At 73.8% G+C, this 24,257-nt stretch carries 13 protein-coding genes; 11 read left to right on the top strand and 2 right to left on the bottom strand.

The features are described 5' to 3' along the window. Positions 1 to 173: 173 nt before the first annotated feature. Positions 174 to 1,739 carry an FGGY-family carbohydrate kinase gene (locus tag AC24FB_RS13405; RefSeq protein ID WP_425715124.1) on the bottom strand — a complete coding sequence of 522 codons (1,566 nt, stop codon included), beginning with the start codon at positions 1,737 to 1,739 and terminating at the stop codon, positions 174 to 176. 220 nt (positions 1,740 to 1,959) lie between these two features. On the opposite strand from AC24FB_RS13405, the gene AC24FB_RS13410 reads away from it, so the two are divergent. From AC24FB_RS13410 to AC24FB_RS13420, 3 genes are all read left to right on the top strand, one after another. Next, positions 1,960 to 2,817 (top strand): aldo/keto reductase, encoded by an 858-nt coding sequence (locus tag AC24FB_RS13410; protein WP_425715123.1) that lies wholly within the window; start codon positions 1,960 to 1,962, stop codon positions 2,815 to 2,817. Between the two features lie 255 nt (positions 2,818 to 3,072). After that, a complete protein-coding gene (locus tag AC24FB_RS13415) occupies positions 3,073 to 3,870 on the top strand; it encodes a class I fructose-bisphosphate aldolase (protein ID WP_425715122.1) in 798 nt (265 codons plus the stop codon). Next, a complete protein-coding gene (locus tag AC24FB_RS13420; protein ID WP_425715121.1) occupies positions 3,867 to 4,904 on the top strand; it encodes a zinc-binding dehydrogenase in 1,038 nt (345 codons plus the stop codon). The genes AC24FB_RS13415 and AC24FB_RS13420 overlap by 4 nt, the downstream gene beginning before the upstream one ends. Positions 4,905 to 4,979: 75 nt before the next feature. Here the strand turns inward: AC24FB_RS13420 and AC24FB_RS13425 are convergent, their stop codons facing one another. Then, positions 4,980 to 5,774, bottom strand: coding sequence for a DeoR/GlpR family DNA-binding transcription regulator (locus tag AC24FB_RS13425; protein WP_425715120.1), 795 nt, complete (start codon positions 5,772 to 5,774; stop codon positions 4,980 to 4,982). A gap of 191 nt (positions 5,775 to 5,965) precedes the next feature. Here AC24FB_RS13425 and AC24FB_RS13430 point away from each other — a divergent pair, with 191 nt between their 5' ends. The 8 genes from AC24FB_RS13430 (at position 5,966) to AC24FB_RS13465 (ending at position 24,036) form a co-directional block, all read left to right on the top strand. Beyond that, a complete protein-coding gene (locus AC24FB_RS13430; RefSeq protein WP_425715119.1) occupies positions 5,966 to 6,916 on the top strand; it encodes a PP2C family protein-serine/threonine phosphatase in 951 nt (316 codons plus the stop codon). 1 nt (position 6,917) lies between these two features. Beyond that, on the top strand, positions 6,918 to 9,422 hold the full coding sequence (locus tag AC24FB_RS13435) for an FHA domain-containing protein (protein WP_425715118.1): 2,505 nt from the start codon (positions 6,918 to 6,920) through the stop codon (positions 9,420 to 9,422). Then, on the top strand, positions 9,419 to 11,338 hold the full coding sequence (locus AC24FB_RS13440; protein ID WP_425715117.1) for a serine/threonine-protein kinase: 1,920 nt from the start codon (positions 9,419 to 9,421) through the stop codon (positions 11,336 to 11,338). The genes AC24FB_RS13435 and AC24FB_RS13440 overlap by 4 nt, the downstream gene beginning before the upstream one ends. A gap of 3 nt (positions 11,339 to 11,341) precedes the next feature. After that, positions 11,342 to 12,049 (top strand): hypothetical protein, encoded by a 708-nt coding sequence (locus AC24FB_RS13445; protein ID WP_425715116.1) that lies wholly within the window; start codon positions 11,342 to 11,344, stop codon positions 12,047 to 12,049. Positions 12,050 to 12,536: 487 nt separating this feature from the next. Further along, entirely contained in the window at positions 12,537 to 18,962 is a 6,426-nt protein-coding gene (locus AC24FB_RS13450; RefSeq protein ID WP_425715115.1) for an Ig-like domain-containing protein, read from the top strand. A gap of 129 nt (positions 18,963 to 19,091) precedes the next feature. Next, positions 19,092 to 20,102: an AAA family ATPase gene (locus tag AC24FB_RS13455; RefSeq protein WP_425715113.1), complete on the top strand. Its 1,011-nt coding sequence runs from the start codon at positions 19,092 to 19,094 to the stop codon at positions 20,100 to 20,102. Further along, a complete protein-coding gene (locus tag AC24FB_RS13460; RefSeq protein ID WP_425715111.1) occupies positions 20,099 to 21,541 on the top strand; it encodes a DUF58 domain-containing protein in 1,443 nt (480 codons plus the stop codon). The genes AC24FB_RS13455 and AC24FB_RS13460 overlap by 4 nt, the downstream gene beginning before the upstream one ends. Continuing rightward, positions 21,538 to 24,036 carry a transglutaminase-like domain-containing protein gene (locus tag AC24FB_RS13465; protein WP_425715110.1) on the top strand — a complete coding sequence of 833 codons (2,499 nt, stop codon included), beginning with the start codon at positions 21,538 to 21,540 and terminating at the stop codon, positions 24,034 to 24,036. The genes AC24FB_RS13460 and AC24FB_RS13465 overlap by 4 nt, the downstream gene beginning before the upstream one ends. Positions 24,037 to 24,257 lie beyond the last annotated feature (221 nt).

Here is a 24,257-nt window from a genome sequence, read left to right on the forward strand (position 1 = left end):
TCTCGTCGAGATTGCGGTTGGTGCACGTCGAGATTGCGGTTCGTCGTCGTCGAGACTGCGGTTGGGAGCCCCGCTCCCAGCCGCACTCTCGACGACGGGCCGTCGCGCTGAACCGCACCCTCGACGAACCGGGGCCGACCGGCTCGTGACCGGCCGGCCCCGGCCCTCGCGCGTCAGCCGATGTGGTCGACCATCTTGTGGATCGGCTCCTGCATGCGCGGGTAGGTGTCGATGTAGCTGTCCAGGTAGAACTGGTACTCCTCGTGCGCCTGCATGTCCGGCTCGATCGTGTCGGCCGTGTGGACCATCGCGTTCGAGGCGGACGTGATGTCGTCGTGCAGTCCGGCTCCCGCGGCGGCGAGGATGCACGAGCCCAGGGCGACGGCGTCGGGCACCTTCGTCAGCGTGATCGGGGTGCCGGTGACGTCGGCGTGCATCTGCATCCAGAACTGGCTGTTCGTGGCGCCGCCGCACGAGACGATCTCGTCGACCTTGTGGCCGGCCGCCCGCATCGTGCGCGCGATGTGCTCGGTGCCGAAGCAGACGCCCTCGAGGATCGCGCGGTAGAAGTGCGCCGGGCCGTGGTGCAGGGAGAGGCCCCAGAGGATGCCGCGGGCGCGCCCGTCGGTGTAGGGCGTGCGGTTGCCCTGGAAGTACTCGTTGACGATGAGCCCCTCGGAGCCGAGCGGGATCTGCGCCGCGCGCTCGTCCATGAGCGAGTACGCGGTGCGGCCGGCCGCCTCGGCCTCGTCCACGAGGTGCTTGGCGAAGTTGTCGCGGTACCACTTGACGACCGAGCCGGTGGAGACCTGCCCGCCCTCGACCGTGTACTGGCCCGGCATGACCGAGTCGGTGTAGCCGCCGAAGAAGCCCTCGCCGGAGATCGGCTGGTCGGTCTGGCCGATGAACACGTGCGACGACCCGGTGATGAGCGCCATCTTGCCGGGCGCGACGACGCCGAGCCCGATCTGACCGGCGAACGCGTCCGCGCAGCCCTGCGCCACCGGCGTGCCCTCGCGGAGCCCGAGGTGCTGCGCCGCGGCCGAGGTCAGCCCCCCGACGGCGACACCCAGGTCGTTGACCGTGCCCGGGATCTTGTCCAGCACGTCCGCCACGCCGATGTGCTCGTAGAAGTCGACCGGCCAGCCGCCGTTGTCACGGTCGTAGTACATGCGCGCCGACGCCGAGTTGATGTTGATCGTCCACTCGCCGGTCAGCTTGTACGTGATCCAGTCCGGGGCGTCGACGAGGTACTTGGCGTTGTTGAAGGTCTCCGGCTCGTGCTCCTTGAGCCAGGCCGTCTTGAAGGGGAACCACTCCGCCGTCGCGGGCATCGTGCCGCCGCCGTTGTACCGGCGTGCCTTCGAGTCCGACGTCGAGGCCCGCTCGGCCTGCTCGACGGCGCGCACGTCCATCCACATGATCGCCGGCCGCATCGCCTTGCCGGAGTCGTCCATCGCGACGACGGTCATCGTCGTCGCGTCGTAGCTGATGCCCGCGATGTCGGCGCCGGTGAGCCCGGCCTTCTCGAGCGCCTGGTGGCTGGAGGTGGCGATCGCCGACCACCAGTCGTCCTCGGACTGCTCGGCCCAGCCCGGTCGGGGGTGCGTCGTCGGGTAGGGCGTGGCGGCGAAGGCGACCGGGTCGCCGACGAGATTGAAGATCGCGACCCGGCAGCTCTCGGTGCCGAAGTCGATCCCCATGACGAACGGGCCGTCGGGGCGGGTGGATGCAGTCATCGTGTCTCTCCCTTGAGCGTGCTGGACCTGCCGGGCGACGTCGCCGTGGCCCGACCACGGGCCTCCGAGCGTACGCCGCCATCGGTGCCGAGCGAACACGGACACCCGATGACGCAACACCCGAAGATGTGGAAACAACAGAGCCTGATGTTAGCCTTCCGGTAGGCTTCATGTCATCGCCGCCGCACCGGCGGACCCGCCACACGAAGAGGTGACCCACGTGCCCGAGTCGTCAGGCGCCGCACACCGGCGCGACCTGCCCCGCTTCGTCACCAGCTCCGGGATCGAGATCCCGCACGTCGCCCTCGGGACCTGGCAGATGGACGGCGACGTCGGCCGGACCGCCGTCGCCCAGGGCATCCGGACCGGCTACCGGCTGATCGACACCGCGCAGCGCTACCACAACGAGGTCGACGTCGGCCGGGGCGTGCGCGAGTCCGGCGTGCCCCGCGAGGAGCTGCTCCTCGTCTCGAAGCTCCGGGGCGGTGACCAGGAGGCGCGCCAGGTGCGCCGCTCGTTCCTCACCTCGCTGCGCAGCCTCGACACCGACTACCTCGACCTGTACTACATCCACTGGCCGCTGCCGATGCTCGGCCGCTACCTCGAGTCCTACGAGGTGCTGATGGAGCTGCGGGCGGAGGGCCTCATCCGCGCGATCGCGGTGTCGAACTTCCTCCCCGAGCACCTCGAGTCGATCCACGCGAGGTTCGGCGAGTACCCCGAGGTCAACCAGGTCGAGCTCCACCCCGGGTGGCCGCAGGACGAGATCCGCGCCTTCGACGCCGAGCACGGCATCGTCACCCAGGGATGGGGTGTGGCCGGGCGCGGCAAGGGGATCATGGACGACGGCACGCTGGACGCCATCGCTGCGGACCACGGCGTGAGCGCCGTCGAGATCGCCCTGGCCTGGACCGTCCGCAAGGGCGTCGGCGCCGTCGCGAAGTCCGCCGACGAGGGGCGTCAGCGCGCCAACCTCGCCGCGCCCGGCATCGAGCTGTCCGACAAGGAGGTCGAGCGCATCGACGCGATGCCCGCCGTCGCGCTCGGCAAGGACCCCGCCGTCAACGAGGAGTACTGAGACGGGTCGGGCGCGCCTTCGGGTCCGTGCCCGACGGCGAACCCCGTGCCCGACGACGAACCCCATGCCCGACGGCGAACCCCATGCCCGACGGCGAACGGCGCGCTCGACGATTCCCGCTGCCCCATCCTGACGAACCGCAATCTCGACGAGCACGAACCGCAATCTCGACGAGCACGAACCGCAATCTCGGCGAGCACCAACCGCACGACCGCCATCACCAGCACCACCACCACCCCGATCGAAGGAGCCCGCATGAGTGGCATCGACATCCGTCTCGGCCGCATGTTCGACAAGGACACCAACCGTTCGTTCACTGTCGCGTTCGACCACGGCCAGTCGCTGAAGATCCCCGGCGGCCTCGGCAACCCGGTCGCGCTGCTCGAGCGCATCGCCGCCGGCGGGGCCGACGGCATCCTGCTCAACAAGGGCATGCTCGCCCAGGCCTCGCACGTGTTCGCCCACCGCGGCGCGCCGGCCGCGATCCTGCGCGCCGACTGGACCACGCTCGACCCGGCGATGAAGGAGGAGCAGGGCGAGGGCTACCGGCCGCTCGTCGACCCCGCCGACGCGATCGCGCTCGGCGCCGACGCCCTGTGCATGTACCTCATCGCCCGCCCGAAGTCGGACGGCATGTTCTACGACAACATCGCCAACGTCGCCGAGACGATCGACCGCGCGCACGCCGTCGGCCTCCCGGTCATCGTCGAGGGCACCCTGTGGGGCCTGCGCAACGAGGACCAGAAGGACCCCGAGGGCCTGCGCCAGGTCTGCCGCATCGCCGCCGAGCTCGGCGCCGACGCCATCAAGACCGAGTACGTCGGCGACGTCGAGGCGCAGCGCACGATCATCGAGGAGGTCGGCAACGTCCCGGTCCTCACCCTGGGCGGCGCCCCGGGCGACGACGACGCCGTCGCGGCCGCCGCCGCCGGCGCCATCGCGTCCGGTGCGCGCGGCCTCATCTTCGGCCGCAACGTGTGGCAGGCCGGCGACCTCGAGGAGCGCCTGAGCACCCTCGGCGCGATCACGCACCGGGCCGGCGAGTCCCGATGAGGGCCGTCGTCTTCGGTGGTCCGGGGGTCGTCGAGCTCGCCGACGTCCCGACGCCGGGCGCGCCCGAGGGCGGACTCCTCCTGCGCACGGGCGCCAACACCGTGTGCGGGACCGACGTGCGGATCATCCGCGGCGAGAAGTCCGCGGGCATCGACGTCGGTGTCGTCCTCGGCCACGAGATCGCCGGCGAGGTCGTCGAGCTCGGGGCGGGCGTCGAGGGGTTCGCCGAGGGCGACCGCATCGGGATCAACCCGACCGTGCCGTGCGGGCGTTGCGCGTACTGCCGGCTCGGCCGGGAGAACCTGTGCAGCGACTCCGCGATCTTCGGGTACGCGCTCAATGGCGGGCTCGCCGAGTACGTCGCGGTCCCGGCCGAGGCGATCTCGCGCGGCGGCGTGTTCGTGGCGCCGCCCGAGGTCACGTACTCGTCGATCGCGCTCGCCGAGCCGCTCGGCTGCGTCCTCGGCGCCGCGGAGTCCTACGGGATCGCGCCCGGGGAGACCGTCGTCGTCCTGGGCGCCGGGCCCATCGGCCTGCTCCACACCCAGGTCGCCCGCCTCGCCGGTGCCGGTCGGGTCGTCGTGTCCGACCCGTCGGAGAGCCGCCGCGAGGTCGCGTCCCGCCTCGGGGCGACCGACGTGGTCGACCCGACCTCGACCGACCTGCGCGAGCACGTCCTGTCGCTGACGGACGGCCTCGGGGCGGACGTGGCGGTCGTCGCCATCGGCATCCCCGCCCTGTTCGCGCAGGCGCTGACCGTGGTGCGCAAGCGCGGCCGGGTCAACGCGTTCGCGGGCTTCCCCAAGGGCGTCTCCGCCGAGGTGGACCCGAATCTCGTGCACTACAACGAGCTGACGGTCACCGGGGCGTCGAACTCGCGCCGGGTCGACCACGAGCGTGCGCTCGGGCTCATCGCCTCGGGTGCGATCGACGTCGCCTCGCTCGTCACCCACGAGTACGCCCTCGAGGACGCCGTCGAGGCGATCGAGTTCTCCGCCGGGGGAGAGGGCATCAAGGTCTCCGTCCACCCCTGACCAGGGCTGCGGGCCGCCGGTCGGGTCGGGAACGACCGGCCGGCGGCCCGTCGTCGTGCGGGAGATGTGTGCGGCTCAGTCCGCGGTGTCGACCTGGGCGACCTCGACGCCGTGCTCGCGCATGATCGCCAGCTCGTCGGCGGGCGCCGCGGAGTCGACGACGACGAGGTCGAAGTCGGCGACCGACGCGACCCGGTGCGTGGCCGCGTGCTGGAACTTCGACGCGTCCGTCACGAGGATCGATCGCGTCGAGGACGCGAGCATCGCCCGCTTGACGTCGGCGTTCTCCTCGAGCGGGTGGAAGAGCTCTCCGCCCGCGAGGGCCGTCGTCGACATGAAGCAGATGTCGGCGCGCACGGAGCGCAAGGTGGCGAGCGTCGTCGAGCCGTAGAGGGAGTCGAGCTCGGGCCGGTAGCGGCCACCGGTGACGAACAGCCGCACCGACCGCAGCGCCGCTGCCTCGCGCGCCACGGCCTGCGAGTGCGTGACGATCGTGACCGGCCCGCGGTCGTCGAGCAGCGGCACCATGGACAGCAGGGTCGTCGAGTCGTCGATCATGATCGTCGACCCGGCGTGGACCTCCTCGACCGCGCGGGCGGCCAGGCGGCGCTTCGTCGCCGTGTTGAGGGTGCTGCGGAACTCGGCGGACGCCTCCGACATCGACGTCGCGCGCGCCGTGACCGTGCCGCGCGTGCGGGTGACGATGCCGCCGCGCTCGAGCTCGGCGAGGTCGCGGTAGACCGTCATCGTCGAGACGCCGAACTGGGCGGCCACGTCCTCGACCGACAGGGTGCCGGCCTCGAGCACCAGCTCCGCCATCGTCGCCAGGCGCTGCCGGCGGTCCTTCATCGGGGCGGGTGGGGCGTTCATGCGCCGATCCTGCCACGACCATCACTTCGTGATGTTCGACCAACGTCGAGGACTGTGACAACCGTGGCCGGGTACGGGCCGCTCGGTCCCGCGCGCGGTCGTCCGGATGGGCACTCCACCCCGTCCGTGCGCAGGCGGGCTGCGTGCGGGCCGGTAGGTTGGTCTCCGCGAGAGGCCCGAGAGAGGTGAGCATGCAGGTGCAATGGGGTTCCGCCTCCGACGCGGGCGGCCGGCGCAAGATGAACGAGGACGCGGCGTTCGCGCGCCACCCGGTGTTCGTCGTCGCCGACGGCATGGGGGGTCACGCGCGCGGTGAGATGGCCTCGCGCACCGTCGTCGCCGCGTTCGGGGCGCTCGCCGACCAGGAAGGGCCCATCACTCCTGCCGACGTCACCGACGCGGTCCGGGCGGGTGCCGAGCAGATCCGGCAGACGATGGAGGAGGAGGCCCGTCAGGGCGGGCTCGGGCCCGATCTCGCTGACGCGATGGCCGGCACCACCGTCGCCGGGGTCGTCCTCACCCACTCCGACGGCGAGCCGTACTGGCTCGTCCTCAACGTCGGGGACTCCCGCGTCTACCGCTTCTCGCGCGACCGCCTCGAGCAGGTCTCGGTCGACCACAGCCTCGTCCAGGAGCTTGTCGACGCCGGCGAGCTCGCCCCGGCGGAGGCCCGGACTCACCCCCGCCGGAACGTCATCACGCGCGCCGTCGGCACCGGGCTCGACGTCGAGGTCGACTACTGGATGCTCCACGTGGGCGCCGACGACCGCCTGCTCGTGTGCACGGACGGGCTCTTCGGCGAGCTCGGCGAGGACGAGATCGCCGACGTGCTCCGGACCCGCATGCACCCCACCGCCGCGGCCGAGGAGCTCATCGAGCGCGCGGTCGCGGACGGGGGCGCGCGGGACAACATCACCGCCGTCGTCGTCGACGTCGACAACGAGGACGCGGTCGGCACGACCGCGACCGGCAGCGGGCACGGGCGCGCCGAGGTCGTCCCGCCCGAGTCCGACGCCGAGGTCGCTGCCCGACCCGAGCGAACCTTCGCCACGACGGCGCCGAGCCCCGACGCACCCCTCTCGACCCCGACCCCCGTCCCGGCGACGCCGCTGGCACCGACCCCGACTACCGCGGAGAGCTGACATGCACGAGTACACCTCTGGACGCTGGATCGCCGTCGTCGGCGAGAGTGCCGTCGCGCTGCTGGACCCCTCGCTCGGGACCGACGACGCGCGCCGGCTGTGGGACAACGACCGCGACGGCGAGCGGTTGAGCCGCTGGATCGAGGTCCTCGCGGCCCGGGGCATCACGTCGCTGCCGCCGTTCGCGCTCGTCGAGGCGCGCGACGACGGCCTGTTCGTCCTCGTGCGCGGCGACCTCACCGTTCGCGCCGGCAGCCGGACCGTGACCGGACGCGGCTACTCGACCTGGTACGAGGAGCTCGTCGCCGGGGCCTCCGACTTCGAGATCTCGGCCCCCGAGGCCGACGGTGCCGCCGAGGCGCTCCCCGTCACCACCGGGATCGTGCTCGCCGCGAGCGTCGTCTCGCGGGCCCCTGCTGGGGAGGAGCACGCCGGACTCACGGTCGCAGGCGAGGACGCGGAGGGTGCCGGTGCCGGTGCCGGTGCCGGTGATGGCGAAGGCTCGACGGACGTATCCGGTTCGACGGACGTAGCCGGTTCGACGGACGGCGACGACCCGGGCGCGACCGAGGGTGACGGATCCGGCGCGGCCCTCGCGGCCGCCGGGGTCGCGGGTGCGGGTCTCGCGGGCGCCGGCGTGGCCGGTGCGGCACTGGCGGGAGCCGGCGACGACGCCGCCGACCAGGGTGACGACCCGTTCGCGGGCATCACCGACGCCGACTTCGCCGGCGATTCAGCTCCGCACGCGGAGGGTTCGGCGGACGGCGCGCCCGATGCCGAGGCGGAGGCCGCCGCCGAGGGCGAGCACCTCGTCGACGAGGAGGCGATGGCTGGGGACGCGCCCGAGCACGCTCCCGCCGACGGGCAGGCTGCCGACGGACAGGCTGCGGACGAGGCAGCGCTCGCCGCAGCGCCCGACGCGGCGCCCGGCGCACCGGTCGCGGAGGAGGTGCCCGGCGAGGGCGACCCCCTCGCCGAGGGCGGAAGCCCCGCGGTCGACGGTTCTGACGCGATCCCGGGCGAGGCGGCCGACGAGGCGGCCCCCGGCGCCGTCGAGGAGGGCGCCGCGACGCTCGGTGGCGAGGACGCGTTCCAGGCGTCGGAGGAGCAAGGCGCGCCCGGATCCGGCGCCCCGGATGCTCCGGAGGCCGAGCAGGTCGAGGGCGAGGGCTTCGCCGACCCGTACCACTCCGGCGCAGCGCTCGAGCAGAGCGATGACGACGACGCCCACACCGACGAGCCCGGTCGTCCGGACGACGCCGAGCTGGCCGAGGCGCTCGCGGCCGAGGACCAGGTCGCGCTCACGGCCGAGCCCGAGGAGGCCGACGGGTTCGTCGGAGAGGGCCCGGACGGCGAGGGTTCCGGCGTCGACGGGTCTGGTGTCGAGGGTTCAGGTGTCGGTGGTTCCGGCGTCGAGGATGCCGAGGACGACGGACTCATCGACAACGTCCCGACGTGGTCGCAGGACGGCGACCGTCAGCCCGGCGCGGACGACGCGGGTGGGGCGCCCGGCTCCGGTGACGAGCAGGAGGGGCACGTGGCCGGCGCGCACGACGACGCCGAGCACACGCAGATCTTCGACGAGGCCGCTGCCGAGGGCCGCGGCGACGAGGTCCCGCCCGTCGAGGAGCAGCCGGTGGAGGCGCACGCCGTCGACACCGAGGCGAACGACCAGGCCGCGTACGCCGCCGCGGGCTTCGGCGCGGCAGGGGCGGTCGCAGCCGCCGGTGCCGCCGGCGGCCAGTCCGAGAACCCGTACGGGCAGGACCGGGCGGACGGCGGACACGGCTATGGCGACCACGGCGACGGCGACGGTGGCTACGGCGACCAGGGCCACGGCGACGCCGGGTACGGCGACCAGGACCAGGGCGACGGCGGGTACGGCGACCATGGCCAGGACGACGCCGGGTACGGCGACCACGGCTACGGCGACCAGGGCCCGGGCGACGCCGGCTACGGCGAGCAGGGCCAGGGCGACGGCGGGTACGGCGACCAGGGCTACGGCGACCAGGGCGGCGACGGAGACGGTGCTCCCGGGTACGACCAGCAGGGGCACGGTGCCGCCGCGGCCGACCAGGACGGGCACGCCGACCCGGCGGGCCCGGACCACGACGGCGCCACGAGCATGGTCTCCGTCGGCGACTACGCGGAGGGCCTCGTCCTCGTGCTGCCCGACGGCACCACGGTCGCGGTGGACCGGCCGGTCCTCCTCGGTCGCGCGCCGGACGCCACCCGCTTCAGCGGCGACGACGCCCCGCGCATCGTCCAGGTCCGCAGCCCCGAGCGGGACGTCTCGGCCACCCACGTCGAGGTGCGCCCCGCCGGTGACACGGTCGTCGTGACGGACATGGACTCCACCAACGGCACCGTCATCGTGCTGCCCGACCAGCCGGCCTTCCGTCTGCACCCGCGCACCGGCGTGCCCGTGCCCCCGGGCGCGTACGTCGAGCTCGGCACCGACGCCGGCTTCCACGTCGACGTCGCCGGGCAGGTGCCCGAGCAGTGAGCCAGAAGCGTCCGGCGGGAGAGCCTCCCGAGCTCCACGGGTACGAGCACGTTCGTCTCCTGGGCTCGGGCGGCTTCGCCGACGTCTTCCTGTACAGCCAGCACCTGCCCAAGCGGAACGTCGCCGTCAAGGTGATGACCGAGGAGGCGGCCGAGGGCCAGTCCCGCGAGCAGTTCACGGCCGAGGCCAACCTCATGGCCCAGCTGTCCTCGCACTCCTCGATCGTCTCGATCTACCACGCCGGCACGTCGCCGGACGGGCGTCCCTTCCTCGTCATGCAGTACTGCCCGCTGCCGAACCTCGCGGAGCGCACGCGCCGGCGCCCTCTCGGCGTGGCCGAGTCCGTCGGCATCGGTGTGCGGCTCTCCGGCGCGCTCGAGACCGCGCACCGGGCCGGCATCGTCCACCGCGACATCAAGCCGGCCAACGTGCTGACGACCGAGTACGGGCGCCCCGCGCTGACGGACTTCGGCATCGCCGGCCTGCTGTCGAACAAGCTCGCCGAGACCGCGGGGCTGTCGATCCCGTGGGCACCGCCGGAGGCGATCGACGGCCAGGTCACCGGCATCGAGGGCGACGTCTACTCGCTCGGCGCCACGATCTTCACGCTGCTGGTCGGAAGGTCGCCGTTCACCCGACCCGGCGGCCCGAACACGCGCCTCGACTACACCACCCGGATCCGGCGCGACCCGGTGCCGCGCATCGAGCGCGAGGATCTGCCGGACTCCCTCCAGCGCGTCCTCGACAAGGCGATGGCCAAGCAGCCCTCCCAGCGCTACAAGAGCGCCGCCGACCTCGGCCGGGCCCTCCAGATGGTCGAGCAGGAGATGCGCCTGCCGATGACCGAGATCGAGATGCCGGACACCTCTTGGCTGGCACCCGACCCGCAGGACCGTCGCAAGGCGCCCAAGGCGGCCCTGGAGAACAGGGACGGCGCGCGTCGCGGCGACGGGGCAGCGGGTTCGTCCGGGTCGTCAGGCTCGTCGGCCGACTCCGGCAGCTCGTCGTCGGGCTCGTCCCGCTCGGGATCGCGCCGCGCGCCCGGGACGGGCCGCCACGCCGGTTCCGGGCCGGAGATCACGTCCGACGAGCTGAAGGCCGCGCCGCCGCCGAGCCCGGCCGCCCGCGCCGACGGTCCGACCGGCGCTCAGCCCGTCCGGTCCCGCCCCCACCCGGGCGGCGCGAACGCGCCGGCGCCCGCCGGGCAGCCCGAGCCGACGAGGGTCAACTCCATCCGCGCGGTCGCGTCGCAGGGCAACGGCGTCCAGGCCGGCGTCGGCCGACCTGCCGTGGCCTCGTCACCGAATCATGCCGGTGCGTCGGGCGGACTTCACACGCAGCCCATGCACCTCGGCGGACAGGGTGCCCAGGGGAGCCAGCACGCGGCCGGCGCTCCATATCCCGGCGCGGGCAGCCCGCCGAGCGCGGGCTCTGCCGTCGGTGCGCCGTCGTCCGGCCCCGCACCGCAGCAGGGCGCCGGTGCTCGGCGGCGCATGGGCTCCGGCGTCGTCGTCACGGCCGTCGTGTGCGTGATGGCGGTGGTCGTCGCCCTCATCTGGGCGTTCGGCACCCTGACCGGCGACTCGTCGAGCAGCGGTGACGGTCAGGTGTCGGCGGACTCGAACCAGGACACGACCATCGACGTCCCGGACCTCGTCCCCAGCCCGGTCGACCTGGTCGGGACGCGCGACGGGTCCACGGTCGAGTTCACGTGGGCGGCGCCCACCGAGCTCGACGGGCAGGACGTCAGCTACGTGTGGCAACGTACGGACGGAGAGACCCCGCTCACCTCGGCCGACGAGCCCGTAGCGTCGGTGGAGGAGTCGGGCGAGGTGTGCATCGAGGTGAAGATCCGGCTCACGAACGGCCGGACGTCGAACGAGCCGGCGACGACGTGCGTCGACGAGGAGGCATGACCCATGGGTATCCAGGTGGAGTTCTGCGGCGACTGGTTCCCGGTCGACGACGAGGAACCGTTCGTCATCGGGCGTGAGGGGCCCCTCGAGCTCGACGACAACCCCTACCTGCACCGCAGGTTCCTCACGGTCGCCCAGTCGGGCGGCCTGTGGTGGGTCTCGAACGTCGGCACGCGGCTGACGGCGACCGTCGCCGACCCGGACGGCAACACCCAGGCGTGGCTGTCCCCGGGCGCCCGGCTCCCGCTCGTGTACGCACGGACGACGCTGATGTTCACGGCGGGGCCGACCACGTACGAGGTCCTCATCGCCAACGACGACCCGGCGTACTTCCCCACCCGTCCCGAGGACGAGATGGAGGTGGGGGAGACGACGATCGGCCCCGTCTCGCTCACGCCCTCGCAGCGTCTTCTCGTCCTCGCCCTCGCGGAGCCGGTCCTGTCCGGACGCGGGTCGACGACGTCGATCCCCACGTCCGCCGAGGCCGCCAACCGGCTCGGGTGGACGCTCACCCGCTTCAACCGCAAGCTCGACAACGTGTGCGACAAGCTCGCCCGCTACGGCGTGCGCGGCCTGCGCGGCGGCCAGGGCAAGCTCGCCGTCAACCGTCGTGCGCGCCTCGTCGAGCACGCCGTCGCCTCCCGGCTCGTCACGAGCGACGAGCTCGAGCTGCTCGACGCCCCGCAGGACGCCGACGCGAACGTCGAGTAGCACCGACGTCGGTCCGCGCTCGCGTGGGCCGGCGAGGCGTGCGGTGCCGACGCCACGGACCTCAGCGGGGTCCGACGGTGGGGCGCCGACAGCGATCCGGCGGCCGCGCATCCAGCGCGAGCACCTGGTGTTCACCCGCCGTTGTCCCGGCGGACTCATGCGGTCGGATCGAGGTGGGCAGGTTCACCGGGGCGGCCCACGAACGCGACGATGACGCCCGCCGCTCGGCGATAAGGTTCGCCAGGACCCTGCGGCGCCCGCCGGCGCCCGGTCGTCAGGTGGAACCAGGGGAGGCAGCGGCATGGCGTGGTGGCGTCGTCGACCTGCGGACGGGTCGACCGGCGCACCCGGTGGCACGGATGCGGCGTCGCGCACGGGCGCGGCGTCCGGTGCGACCGGGCCCGGCACGACCGGACCAGCCACACCCGGAGCAGCCACTCCCGGACCAGCCACACCCGGGTCCGGCACGCCCGAGCCCGGCGCCACGATGCCCGCCGACACCGACGGCGGCCCTGCCAGTCGCCCGGTCGCGGAGCGGTCCCGCGCCCGGAAGGAGCAGGCCCGGAAGGAGCAGGCCCGCAAGGCCGCCGGCTCCTCGGGGGTCGCCGCCGCCGCGGACGACGCCAACGCCCGCCGCGCCGAGCGCGGACGCCGTCGTCGCCGGTCGGTGGCGGCCGGAGCGGCCCTCGCGGTCGCGTCGACGGGCATCGTCGTCGCGGCGCTGGCCTACGACGGTGAGCCGGTCGCGGACATCGAGCTCCACGACGGCGGCGTGTGGGTGACGAACTCCGACGAGCTGCTCGTCGGCCGCGTGAACTACCCCGTCCAGGAGCTCGACGGCTCGGTGACCGCCGCGTCGGCGGACGTCGACGTCCTCCAGGAGGGCAGCACGGTCCTCGTGGTCGACCACGGCGCCGCCCTGCTCCAGACCCTCGACCCGGCGACCGTCTCGACCGGCACCGGTGCAGTGACCATCCCGCGCTCGGCCGAGCTGGGCCTCGGCGGGGACACCGTCGGCATGCTCGAGCCCGGCTCCGGCGCGCTGCGCTCGGTCCCCGTCGACCAGGTCGGCGTCCTCGGCGACGCCGAGGCGGCGCCGAACGCGCACATCGGGGCCGACGGCCGCCTCGCCGTCGGAAGGGACGGCGCCGTCCACGGGCTGTCCGTCGAGGACGGCTCCGTGGTGACGATCCCCGCGGGCAGCGAGCCGGCCGGCGGCACCCCGCCCGCGGAGTCCGGCAGCGAGGCGGCGAGCGGCGGGTCGGAGGAGGCCCCCGAGCCCACCACCGAGGCCGAGGAGGAGACCACCGAGGCTCTCGCCACGACCGACCTCGGGGTCGGCGCGGACGTCCTCGGCGGCGCGGAGTACGTCGGCCTCACCTCGGTCGGCCCGACCCCCGTCGGCGCCGTCGTAACCGAGGAGGACGAGCAGCTGCTCGTCCTGCGCGGCGACCGCGAGCCCCTCGACCTCACCGGCTACGACCTCGACCTCACCGACGTCGCGCTCCAGCAGCCCTCCGACGCCGGTGGCACCGTGGCGCTCGCGACCCGGGACGCCCTCGTGCTCGTCCCGATGGACGGCGACGAGCCCACGATCATCCGCTCCGAGATGATCGGCGCCCCGGCCGAGCCGATCGTCGTGGCCGGCTGCGTCCACGGCGCCTGGGCGGGCGCCGAGGGCTCCTACCTCGTCCAGTGCGGCGACTCCGAGGCGGTCGACGCCCAGGTCCCGCTCCAGGGCTCCGAGCACGAGCTGCGCCTGCGGACGAACCACGACCTCGTGGTCCTCAACGACACCCTCACCGGCACCGTGTACCTCCCGCAGGAGGACATGATGCTCGTGGACAACTGGGACGACACGACCCCGCCGGAGGGCGACTCCGAGGAGGAGACGGACTCGACCGACGACCGCCTCGAGGACCAGCCGCTCGACCGCGAGGAGGAGAACCGGCCGCCGACCGCCGTCGGCGACGCCCTCGGCGTACGCCCCGGCTCCGTCACCGTCCTCGAGGTCCTCGCGAACGACACCGACCCCGACGGCGACCTGCTCACCGTCTCCGAGTTCGGCGAGATCCCCGAGGAGACCGGGGTGCTGTCCTCGATCATGGGCGGGCGCGCGCTCCAGGTCGCGGTCCCGGAGACGGCGTCCGGGCAGGTCTCGGTGCCCTACACGATCACCGACGGCCGGGAGAACGGCGAGGCCGAGGGCACGATCACGCTGCGGGTCGTCCCGGACACCGAGAACAGCCCGCCCCAGGTGCGCGAGGACCGCGACCCCCGGATGGACCTCGCCCTCGGCGGCACCGGCGAGATCGACGTGCTCGGCTCGATGGTGGACCCCGAGGGCGACGAGATGCTCCTCGCCGGCGCCTCCACCGAATCCGACGACGTCGTGCACTTCACCCCCGACGGCCGCCTCACCTTCGTCGACACCGGCACGAGCTCCGGCGTCAAGGAGGTGACGGTGCGCGTCTCGGACGGCACGGACGTCACCGAGGTCGTCGTCCCGGTCGAGGTGCACGACGCCGAGAACCTCCCGCCGCGGGCCGTCAACGACTTCATCTCCCTCAGCGTGGGGGAGGAGGCGATGGTCGAGGTCCTCGCCAACGACGTCGACCCCGAGGGTGAGCCGCTCCGCCTCGGCTCCGTCACCCCGTCCGACATCGCGGACGTCCGCCCGGACTACGACACCGGTCAGGTCCACCTCACCGGACTGACCGAGGGCACGAACTACCTCGAGTACGTGGTCGCCGACTCCGGCGGCCAGGACACGACCGGGCTCGTCCGGGTCGACGTCGTCGCCCCCGACACCGAGGCGCCGCCGGTCGCCGTGCGCGACACCGCGCTCCTGCCCGCCGGCGGGTCCGTCCTCGTCGACGTCCTCGCCAACGACGAGGATCCGGCGGGCGGCCTGCTCGCGGTCCAGCAGATCGAGGTCCCTCAGGACTCCCCGCTCGTCGTCTCCGTCCTTGAGCACCGGATGCTGCGCATCACCTCGACGCAGACGACCGCCGGCCCGCAGCGCCTCACCTACACCGTCTCCAACGGCACCGGGACGGCGACCGGCGAGGTCGTCGTCCTGCCGATCATGTCCGACCTCGAGCCGCAGCCGCCGGTGGCGGAGCCCGACGTCGTCGACGTGCGCGCCGGGGACTACGTGACGATCCCCGTGCTCCAGAACGACTCCCATCCCCAGGGCCTGGAGTACACGCTCGACGCCGAGCTGTCGGAGGAGCCCGACCCCGACAGCGGCCACTTCTTCACGTCCGGCCAGGTCGTGCGCTTCCGGGCGCCCGAGACCCCGCAGAGCGTCAACGCCGTCTACTCGGTGACCGACGAGAACGGGAACTCCGCCTCCGCGCTCATCACCGTGCGCGTCCAGGCCGCCTCGGAGTCCAACGCCGCGCCGCTGCCCGAGCCCATCGAGACCCGCGCGTTCGGCGGCGAGCGCATCCGCATCCAGGTGCCGATGTACGGCATCGACCCGGACGGCGACTCGGTCCAGCTGCTCGGTGCCGGCACCGCACCGCAGCTCGGCCGCGTGGTCGAGGTCGGCGCCGGATACCTCGACTACGAGGCGTACGGCCAGTCCTCGGGCACCGACACGTTCACCTACTCGGTGCGGGACCGGCTCGGGGCGGTGGCGCAGGCGCAGGTGCGTGTCGCCGTCGTGCCCCCGCCCCTGTCGAACTCGCGCCCGCAGGCCCAGGAGGACTCCGTCCAGGTGCGCCCGGGCAGGACCGTCGACGTCGACGTGCTCTCGAACGACACCGACCCCGACGGCGACCCGCTCTACCTCGCCGACGACCCGGACGGCGGACCGTTCGACGACCTGCCGGAGCTCGCCCCCGAGCCCACCGAGCAGCAGCGCATCCGCGTGAGCACCCCGACCGAGCCCGCGGCGTTCTCGCTGGTGTACCGGGTCTCCGACCGGCGCGGCGGGCTCGACTCCGCCGTCGCGACGGTCGACATCACGCCGGACGCCCCGCTGCTGCCCCCGCTCGCGCGCGACGACCTCGTGGCGCCGGCCGACATCATCGGGCACGACATCGTCACCGTGCCCGTCCTCGCCAACGACGAGGACCCCGACGGGACGGCGGACGCCCTGACCGTCTCCCTCGTCGACCCGCCCGAGGGCGCCCGCGTGGCCGGCAACGACGTGCAGGTCCCCGTGCTGCCGACCCGTCAGGTCGTCACCTACCAGGTCACCGACCCCGACGGCATCGAGGGCTTCGCGTTCATCGACGTGCCCGGCTCGGAGGACACGGGCCCGGTGCTGCGCACCGACGTCGACCCGATCGAGGTGCACTCGGGCGAGCGCATCGAGATCGACCTCGACGACTACGTGGTCGCCCCGTCCGGCCGCGACATCCGCCTGACCGACGAGACCCAGGTGTCGGCGACGAGCTCGGACGGCTCGAGCCCGGTGGTCGACGCGACCACCCTGCAGTTCACGTCCGCCCCCGACTACTACGGGCCGGCGTCGATCACGTTCGAGGTCACCGACGGGGAGACCGCGCAGGAGGGGCTCAGCTCGCGGCTCACCCTGCCCATCACGGTGGTGCCCGACGGCGTCAACATCGCGCCGACCTTCCGCGGCGGCGAGGTCGAGGTCGTCCCCGGCGAGGAGCCCGGCTCGGTCAACCTGCGCTCGGCGATCGACGACCCGGAGGACTTCTCCTCCCTGCGCCTCGAGGTGGTCGAGGACGGCGTCCCCGACGGGCTCACCGCGAGCGTCGACGGCCACACGCTCACCGTCGAGGCCGCCGTCGACGTCGTGCCCGGCCAGACCCTCGACCTGCCGATGACCGTCTCGGACGGCGTCAACGACCCGGTGCCCGGCGTCGTGCGCGTCCAGGTGACCGCCTCGAACCGGCAGCCCCCGTCCGTGCCGGACGTCGACCTCGGCGAGGTCGAGCAGGGCGAGACCGAGACCGTCGACATCCTCGAGGGCGCGTTCAACCCGTACGAGGACGACGGCGAACCGCTGACCATCGTCTCCGCGGCCGCCGAGCAGGGCATCGCGCAGGTCGACAACTCGCTGACCGACGTGTCCGTCACGCCTGCGGAGGACTTCGTCGGCCCGCTCACCGTGCGGGTGACGGTCGAGGACGCCACCGGCCTGCCGTCCCGGCAGACCGAGGCACGCATCACGATGAACGTCGTCGGCGTCCCGGGCACGCCCACGCCGCCGCGCGTCCAGGAGGTGCAGGACGGCGCGGTCGTCCTCACGTGGGCGGCGCCGGTCGCCAACGGCTCCCCGATCACGGGCTACACGGTGGACACCGCGGGGCACCGGCAGGAGTGCGGGACGACGACCTGCACGATCGGCGGTCTGACGAACGGCCAGGAGTACACGTTCACCGTCATCGCGACCAACGAGGTCGGCGACTCCGAGCCGTCCGCCCCGTCCGGTCCCGCGATCCCCGACGTGCGGCCCGAGCGGCCCGAGGCGCCGTCCGCCGAGCGGGGCGACGGCCAGGTCCAGCTCGCGTGGGAGACGCCCGTCTCGCGCGGGACCCCGGTCGAGCGGTACGACGTCCAGGTCACGCCGTCCACCGGCGGCGGCCAGGTCTCCGCCACGGGGACGAGCCACACGTGGAGCGGGCTGAGCAACGGCACGAGCTACACGTTCCGGGTGCGCGCGCACAACGGCGCCGACGAGCCGTCCGAGTGGTCGCCCTGGTCGCAGGCCGTCGTGCCCGCCGGTCCGCCGACGGCTCCGGGCACGCCGGACGTCCAGCGCGTCGACTCGCCGATCGCCGCCCAGATCACCGGCTCGTTCGCGCCGGCCGACGCCAACGGCTCGCCGATCACCGGCTACGAGGTCGTCATCTTCCAGGACGGCGCGGAGTTCTCCCGGTTCACCACCCAGTCCACCTCCTTCACGCAGGACGCGCCCGAGGGCCACGACTACTCGGTCGCGGTCTCGGCGACCAACGACGTGGACCAGGGGCCGGCGAGCCCGCGATCCGGCACCGTCAGGTCGTTCATCCAGCCCACCGCGCCCGGGACGCCGAGCGTCACCGCGACCGGCTCGGACGGGCAGGTCACCCTCGACTACGGGGCGGCCGACCCCCGCGGCGACGAGATCGAGCGCTACGAGTACTCGATGAACGGTGGCGGCTGGCAGACCCTGAGCGGCGACTCGGTCGGCGGCCTGACCAACGGCTCCAGCTACACCTTCCGCGTCCGCGCGTGCAACACGTACTGCGGCGAGCCGTCCGGCGCCTCGTCGGCGGCGATCCCGTACGGGCCGTTCGGAGAGCCGTCGGTCACGGTCGATGCGACGACGCCCAACGAGTACGGGCAGGACGCGCGCGTCGAGGTCGAGTGGTCGGTGCCGGACGGCAACGGTCGGCCCATCCGCGAGGCGTACGTCGAGATCACCGGTCAGGGCCGTATCGACGCGCTCTCGCAGTCGAGCACGACGATCAACGCGGCCGAGTGGAACACGACCTACGACGCCACGATCACCGTCGTCCGGGACGATCCCTCGAGCACCAGGCGGACGGACTCGGACAGCGACGCCACGGGTGACGAGCCCGATCCGCCCGCCCGTACCGTGACCGTCCAGCGCAACAACGACGCCCGGGGCGAGCCGGGCAACCCCCCGTGCCTGGAGTCGAACGACGACTGCAAGTGGCTCGAGTTCAGCTACGACAACTTCGAGCACTACGACGACGGTCCCTACGAGGTCACCTGGTACTACGGCGACAGCTCGAACGCGACGTCCCTCATCACCCCGACCCCGAACTTCCCCAACCCCTACACGTTCACCCCGAACGGTGCGGGTAACGGCACCCGGCTCGAGGGCAAGTACTACGGGGAGACCGGGGACTGGATCCGGGTCGTCGTCCGGAACTCGTCGGGCGACGTCGTCGCCGAGGACTCGTATCGCGTGGGCGGGTGACATGCGCGCGCCCGACACCGCTCGGCCGGCCCGGAGAGCCGACCGCCCATCGCCCCAGCTCGCACCACGGCGGATCATGCCGACCCGCCCCGACCGCCCGTCCCTTCCCCGCACCACCGAGAGGACCCCATGACCGCCGTCCCCGTGATCGAGCAGCTCTCCGAGGAGCAGGCCTCCTGGTACGCGAGCACGTTCGACCGCATCGTCGACAACGTCGGCAAGGCCGTGGTCGGCAAGACCGGCGTCATCCGGCTCGTCGTCACGGCGCTCCTGGCCGGCGGGCACGTCCTCCTCGAGGACTACCCGGGCACCGGCAAGACCCAGCTCGCCCGGTCGCTCGCCCAGACGCTGCGGGCCACGAGCTCGCGCATCCAGTTCACGCCGGACCTGCTGCCCTCCGACGTCACGGGCGTGTCGATCTACGACCAGGAGAAGAAGACCTTCGAGTTCCACCCGGGTCCGATCTTCGCCAACGTCGTCCTCGCCGACGAGATCAACCGCGCCTCGCCCAAGACGCAGTCGGCCCTCCTCGAGGTCATGGAGGAGGGGCGCGTGACCGCCGAGGGGCGCACCCACGAGGTGGGGGAGCCGTTCATCGTCCTCGCCACCCAGAACCCCATCGAGCAGGCCGGCACGTACGCGCTGCCCGAGGCGCAGCTCGACCGGTTCCTCATCAAGACCTCGGTCGGCTACCCGGACCACGACTCGACCGTCGCCATCCTCACCGGCTCCGCCGTCCGCGACCGCGCCGGCGAGCTGCGCGCCGTCGTCACCGCCGAGGTCGTCAGCGAGATGGTGCGGATGTCCTCCCGCGTCCACGTCGACGCCGCGATCGCCGACTACATCTCCCGCCTCGTCACGGCGACCCGCACGGCGGCGGGCGTCGAGGTCGGCGTGTCCGTCCGCGGGGCGCTCGCCCTGGTGCGGTGCGCGAAGACCTGGGCCGCGTCCCAGGGCCGCGGGTACGTCCTGCCCGACGACGTCCGCGAGCTCGCCGAGCCCGTCCTCGGCCACCGGATGGTGATGGAGGCCGAGGCGCAGTTCGACGGCGCCACCGCTGCCGGGGCGCTCGGCACGGTCCTCGAGGAGATCGAGCCGCCCGCCCACCGACAGCTGGCCGGGGACCACGGCCGCTCGTGAACGGATCCCGCCCCGACGTCCCGGAGGCGGTCGAACGGCACGCGGTCGTCCACGGCCCGGCCGAGCGCACCGGCTCCGCCGCGTCCCCGCACACCGGTTCCGCGCCCACCGGCGCGTCGCCCGGCGGCTCCCCGGGCTCGGCCCACTCGCCGTACTCGATCGGTCAGGTGACCTCGAGCGGCTCGACGACGGGCCGCTGGCGCACGTCCGCGCGCGCCCGGGTCGGCGCGATCCCGGGGCTGACCACCGCGCTCGAGCGCACCGTCGCGCCGCGCCGGGAGGTCGCCCGGGTCCTCGGCGGCGTCTCCGTGCTCGGGTGGACGGCGCTGGGCCTCGGCGTCGTCGCGCTCGTCGTGGCGTTCGTCCTCGGGTGGGGCGAGGCGATGGCGGGCGGGGTCGCGCTGCTCGCGGCCTTCGTCGTCGCGGTGCTGTTCACCGTGGGGCGGCAGAGCTACCAGGTCGACCTGCGGCTGTCCGACCACCGGGTCCAGGTGGGCGACCGCGCGCTCGCCGGCGTCATCGTCAAGAACACAGGGGCGCGCTCGACGTCTGCGGCCCGCCTCGAGGTCCCCGTCGGCCCGGGCCAGGTCGCGATCCCGCTGCCCGGCCTCGCGGCCGGCGACTCGGTCGAGGAGCTGCTCGCGGTGCCCACGCAGCGCCGTGCCGTCGTCGACATCGGCCCGGCCCGGACCGTGCGCGGCGACCCGCTCGGTCTCGTTCGCTCGGCGCGGACGTGGACCGACACCCTCGAGATGTACGTCCACCCCCGCACGGTGCGTCTCGCCCCGGCCTCCGCCGGCCTGCTGCACGACCTCGAGGGCCGTCCCACCACCGAGCTCACCGAGTCCGACCTCTCGTTCCACGCGCTGCGCGAGTACCAGCCCGGCGACGACCGGCGCTACATCCACTGGCGCACCTCCGCCCGCACCGGCAAGCTCATGGTCCGCCAGTTCGAGGAGTCGCGGCGCAGCCACGTCGTCGTCGCCCTCAGCACCTCCGCCGCCGACTACGACGAGCCCGACGAGTTCGAGACCGTGGTGTCCACCGTCGGCTCGCTCGCGCTCCAGGCGATCACCGAGGACAAGGAGCTCACCGTCCTCACGACGTCGGCGCCGCTGCCCACGGTGTCCGCCCGCGCGGTCCTCGACGCGCTCACCCGTCTGACGATGACCCCGACCCGCACCGAGGTCGTCGACATGGCCCGCGAGATCGCCCTGTCCCACGCACGCGCCACGCTCGCCGTCCTCGTGTGCGGCTCGCCCGTGCCGCTGCGGGACATCCGCGCCGCCGGCTCCGTCCTCCCCGTCGGCATGCGCGCCCTCGCCGTGCGCGCCGACCCGTACGTCGAGCCGAGCGTCGCCGCCGTCGGGCCCGTCACCGTGGTGACCGTCCCGCACCTCGACGAGCTCACCCGCGGCCTCCACATGGCGGCGCTGTGAGCAGCCCGTCCGCCCTCGAGGAGGGGCGCCGCACCCGGCTCGCGAGCGAGGCGCTCCAGTACCGGGGTGACGCGCCTACGCGGGCCGCGCTCCGGCGTCGGGCCCGGATGCGCGTGTGGGACGCGATCGCGATCCCGCTCCTCATGCTCCTCGCCCTGATCCCGCTGTGGCCCGCGTACGGGGTCGCGCGGTTCTGGGTGGTCCTCGTCCTCGCGGTGCTGGCCGGGAGCGGCCTCGCGCTGCTCGCTGCCTGGCGCCGCTGGGGCGCGCTCGTGACGATCCTCGCCGTGCTGCTCGCCCTCGTCCTGCTCACCGGCGCGGCCGCCCCGGTCGAGGCGCTGGTCGGCTGGCTGCCGAGCCCGGCGAGCGTCGGCGCGGTCGGCCAGGGTGTCGTCACGGCGTGGAAGGACCTCGTGACGATCCTCGCGCCGGTGGGGGCGACCGGGGCCGTCCTCACCGTCCCGCTGCTGGTCGGCGTGGTCGGCTCGGCGCTCGCGATGACGATCGCGCAGCGGACCCGCCGGCCCACGCTCGCCGCCCTCGTGCCGCTGGTGATCCTGCCCGGCAGCGTGCTGCTCAGCACGCGGGACACCTCCCTCGCGGTGCCGGTCGGGCTCGCCTTCGCCGCCGTCGCGCTCGTATGGGCGGCGCGCCGCTCCCACCGCCTGCACACGGAGCGGCCCGTCGCCACGGCGGGGCTCCTCGTCGTCGCGCTCGTCGCCGGAGGCGCCACCGGGCTGCTGTGGCAGGACGAGGACCGGCGCACCGTGGTCCGCGACCACGTGGCCCCGCCGCCCGACCTGCGCGACTACCCGAGCCCGCTCGCCGGGTTCCGCGCCTACCTCAAGGACCACCTCACCGACACGGTCCTCACCGTCGACGGGCTCGGGGCCGGTGAGCTCGTGCGCCTGGCGGCGATGGACTCCTACGACGGCACCGCGTTCACCGTGGCCCCCGGCGGGGAGGCGGGGACCGGGGAGTTCCAGCGCATCGGCGCCGCCGTCGACGAGGACCTCCCGGGCGCCGAGGAGATCGACGTGACGATCGGGGAGTACCGCGACGTGTGGGTGCCCGTGGCCGGGCAGCTCGCCGACGTCGAGTTCACCTCCGGGAGGGCCACGGACCTCGCGCGCTCGCTCTACGTCAACCCCGTGGCCGGCGTCGGGCTCGTCGAGGCCGGGCTCCGCCCGGGCGACACGTACACGCTGCTCGCCGCGCCCGTCGAGCGGCCCGACCTCGGGGCCCTCGAGGCCGCCCCGGTCGCCGACGACGCGCTGCCCCCGGTGACGATCCCCGACTCGATCGCCACCGAGGCCTCCGTGCTCGCCGCCGACGCGACGACGACCCTCGCGCGCATCCAGGCCGTCGAGTCCGGGCTGCGACAGGGCTACTTCAGCCACGGGCTCGAGGGCGACACGCCCTCGCTCGCCGGTCACGGGGCCGCCCGGCTCGACGCCATGCTCACCGGTCCGGCCATGGTCGGCGACCAGGAGCAGTACGCCGCCCTCATGGCGCTCATGCTGCGGTCGATGCAGATCCCCGCGCGCGTGGTCATCGGCTTCGAGGTGCCGAACGGGAGCGGCGCCATCCAGCTCGCCGGCGAGGACGTCACCGCGTGGGTCGAGGTCCCGTTCGAGCAGCACGGGTGGGTCCCGTTCTTCCCCACCCCGGACGAGGACCGCATCTGGCAGGAGCAGAACCTCGAGCCGCAGGAGCAGCCGCAGCCGCAGGTCCTCCAGCCGCCCCCGCCCGTGCTCGAGCCGCCGGACGCCCCGCCCGCCGCGCGCCAGGACGTCGACGTGCGCGAGGAGCCCGAGGAACGCGAGAGCCAGCTGTCGATCGTGTGGATCATCGTCGCCGCCGCCGGCGGTGGCCTGCTGCTCCTGCTGCTCGCGCCGATCGCGATCATCCTCGCCGTCAAAGCCGCCAGGCGCCGGCGCCGGCGCACCCGGGGGACGACCACCCACCGGGCCGCAGGGGGCTGGTCCGAGGTCGTCGACGTCACGCGCGACCTCGGCGCGCGCGTGCCGGTGGGCGCGACCCGGTCCGTGGCGGCGGGGGCCGTCGCGCGCTCGCTCGGCGGGCAGCGCGGCGTCACCGGCGCCGGGGCGAGCGCCGTCGGTCCCGCCAAGGGCCGGAAGGGCACGAAGTCCCGCGACGACGACGCCCCACGCCCGGTGGGCGCCACCGCTCCGGGCGGCGGAGCCCCCGAGCAGCCGGACGCCGAGGTCGGCGCGGACGTCCCCGAGGTCGACCCGATCGACCTGGGCGGCGTGGACCTGCGCGGGCTGGCCCGGCGCACCGACGAACAGGCCTTCGGCTACCGGGAGCCCGACGACCGCGACGTCGAGAAGCTGTGGGCCGAGGTCGACGAGACGCTGCTGGCCGTCCGCAAGGCGGCGGGGCGGCGTCGGTGGTGGCGCTCGCGCCTGTCGACGCGCTCGCTCAAGCACCGGCGGGACGAGCGGCGCAGACGCCGGCGCGAGGGCGGCTGACCGATCCCGAGGGGTCGGTGGCCGGCCGACATCGGATCGAGAGTGCGGCTCGGGGTCGGCGCGATGGCGGCTGACAGGGGGTCGAGAGTGCGGCTGAGGGGCGGAGCGAGGCCTGCAGACGAGGTGTCGCGCGCGTGCCCGGCCGCGTTCGGACGTGCCGGTCGCCACACGCCCGCATCGGGCCCGGTCCCGCGACGCGTGGGAGCCCGGCAGCGGTGCAC

It is taken from the genome of Georgenia sp. Z1344 (assembly GCF_057652375.1).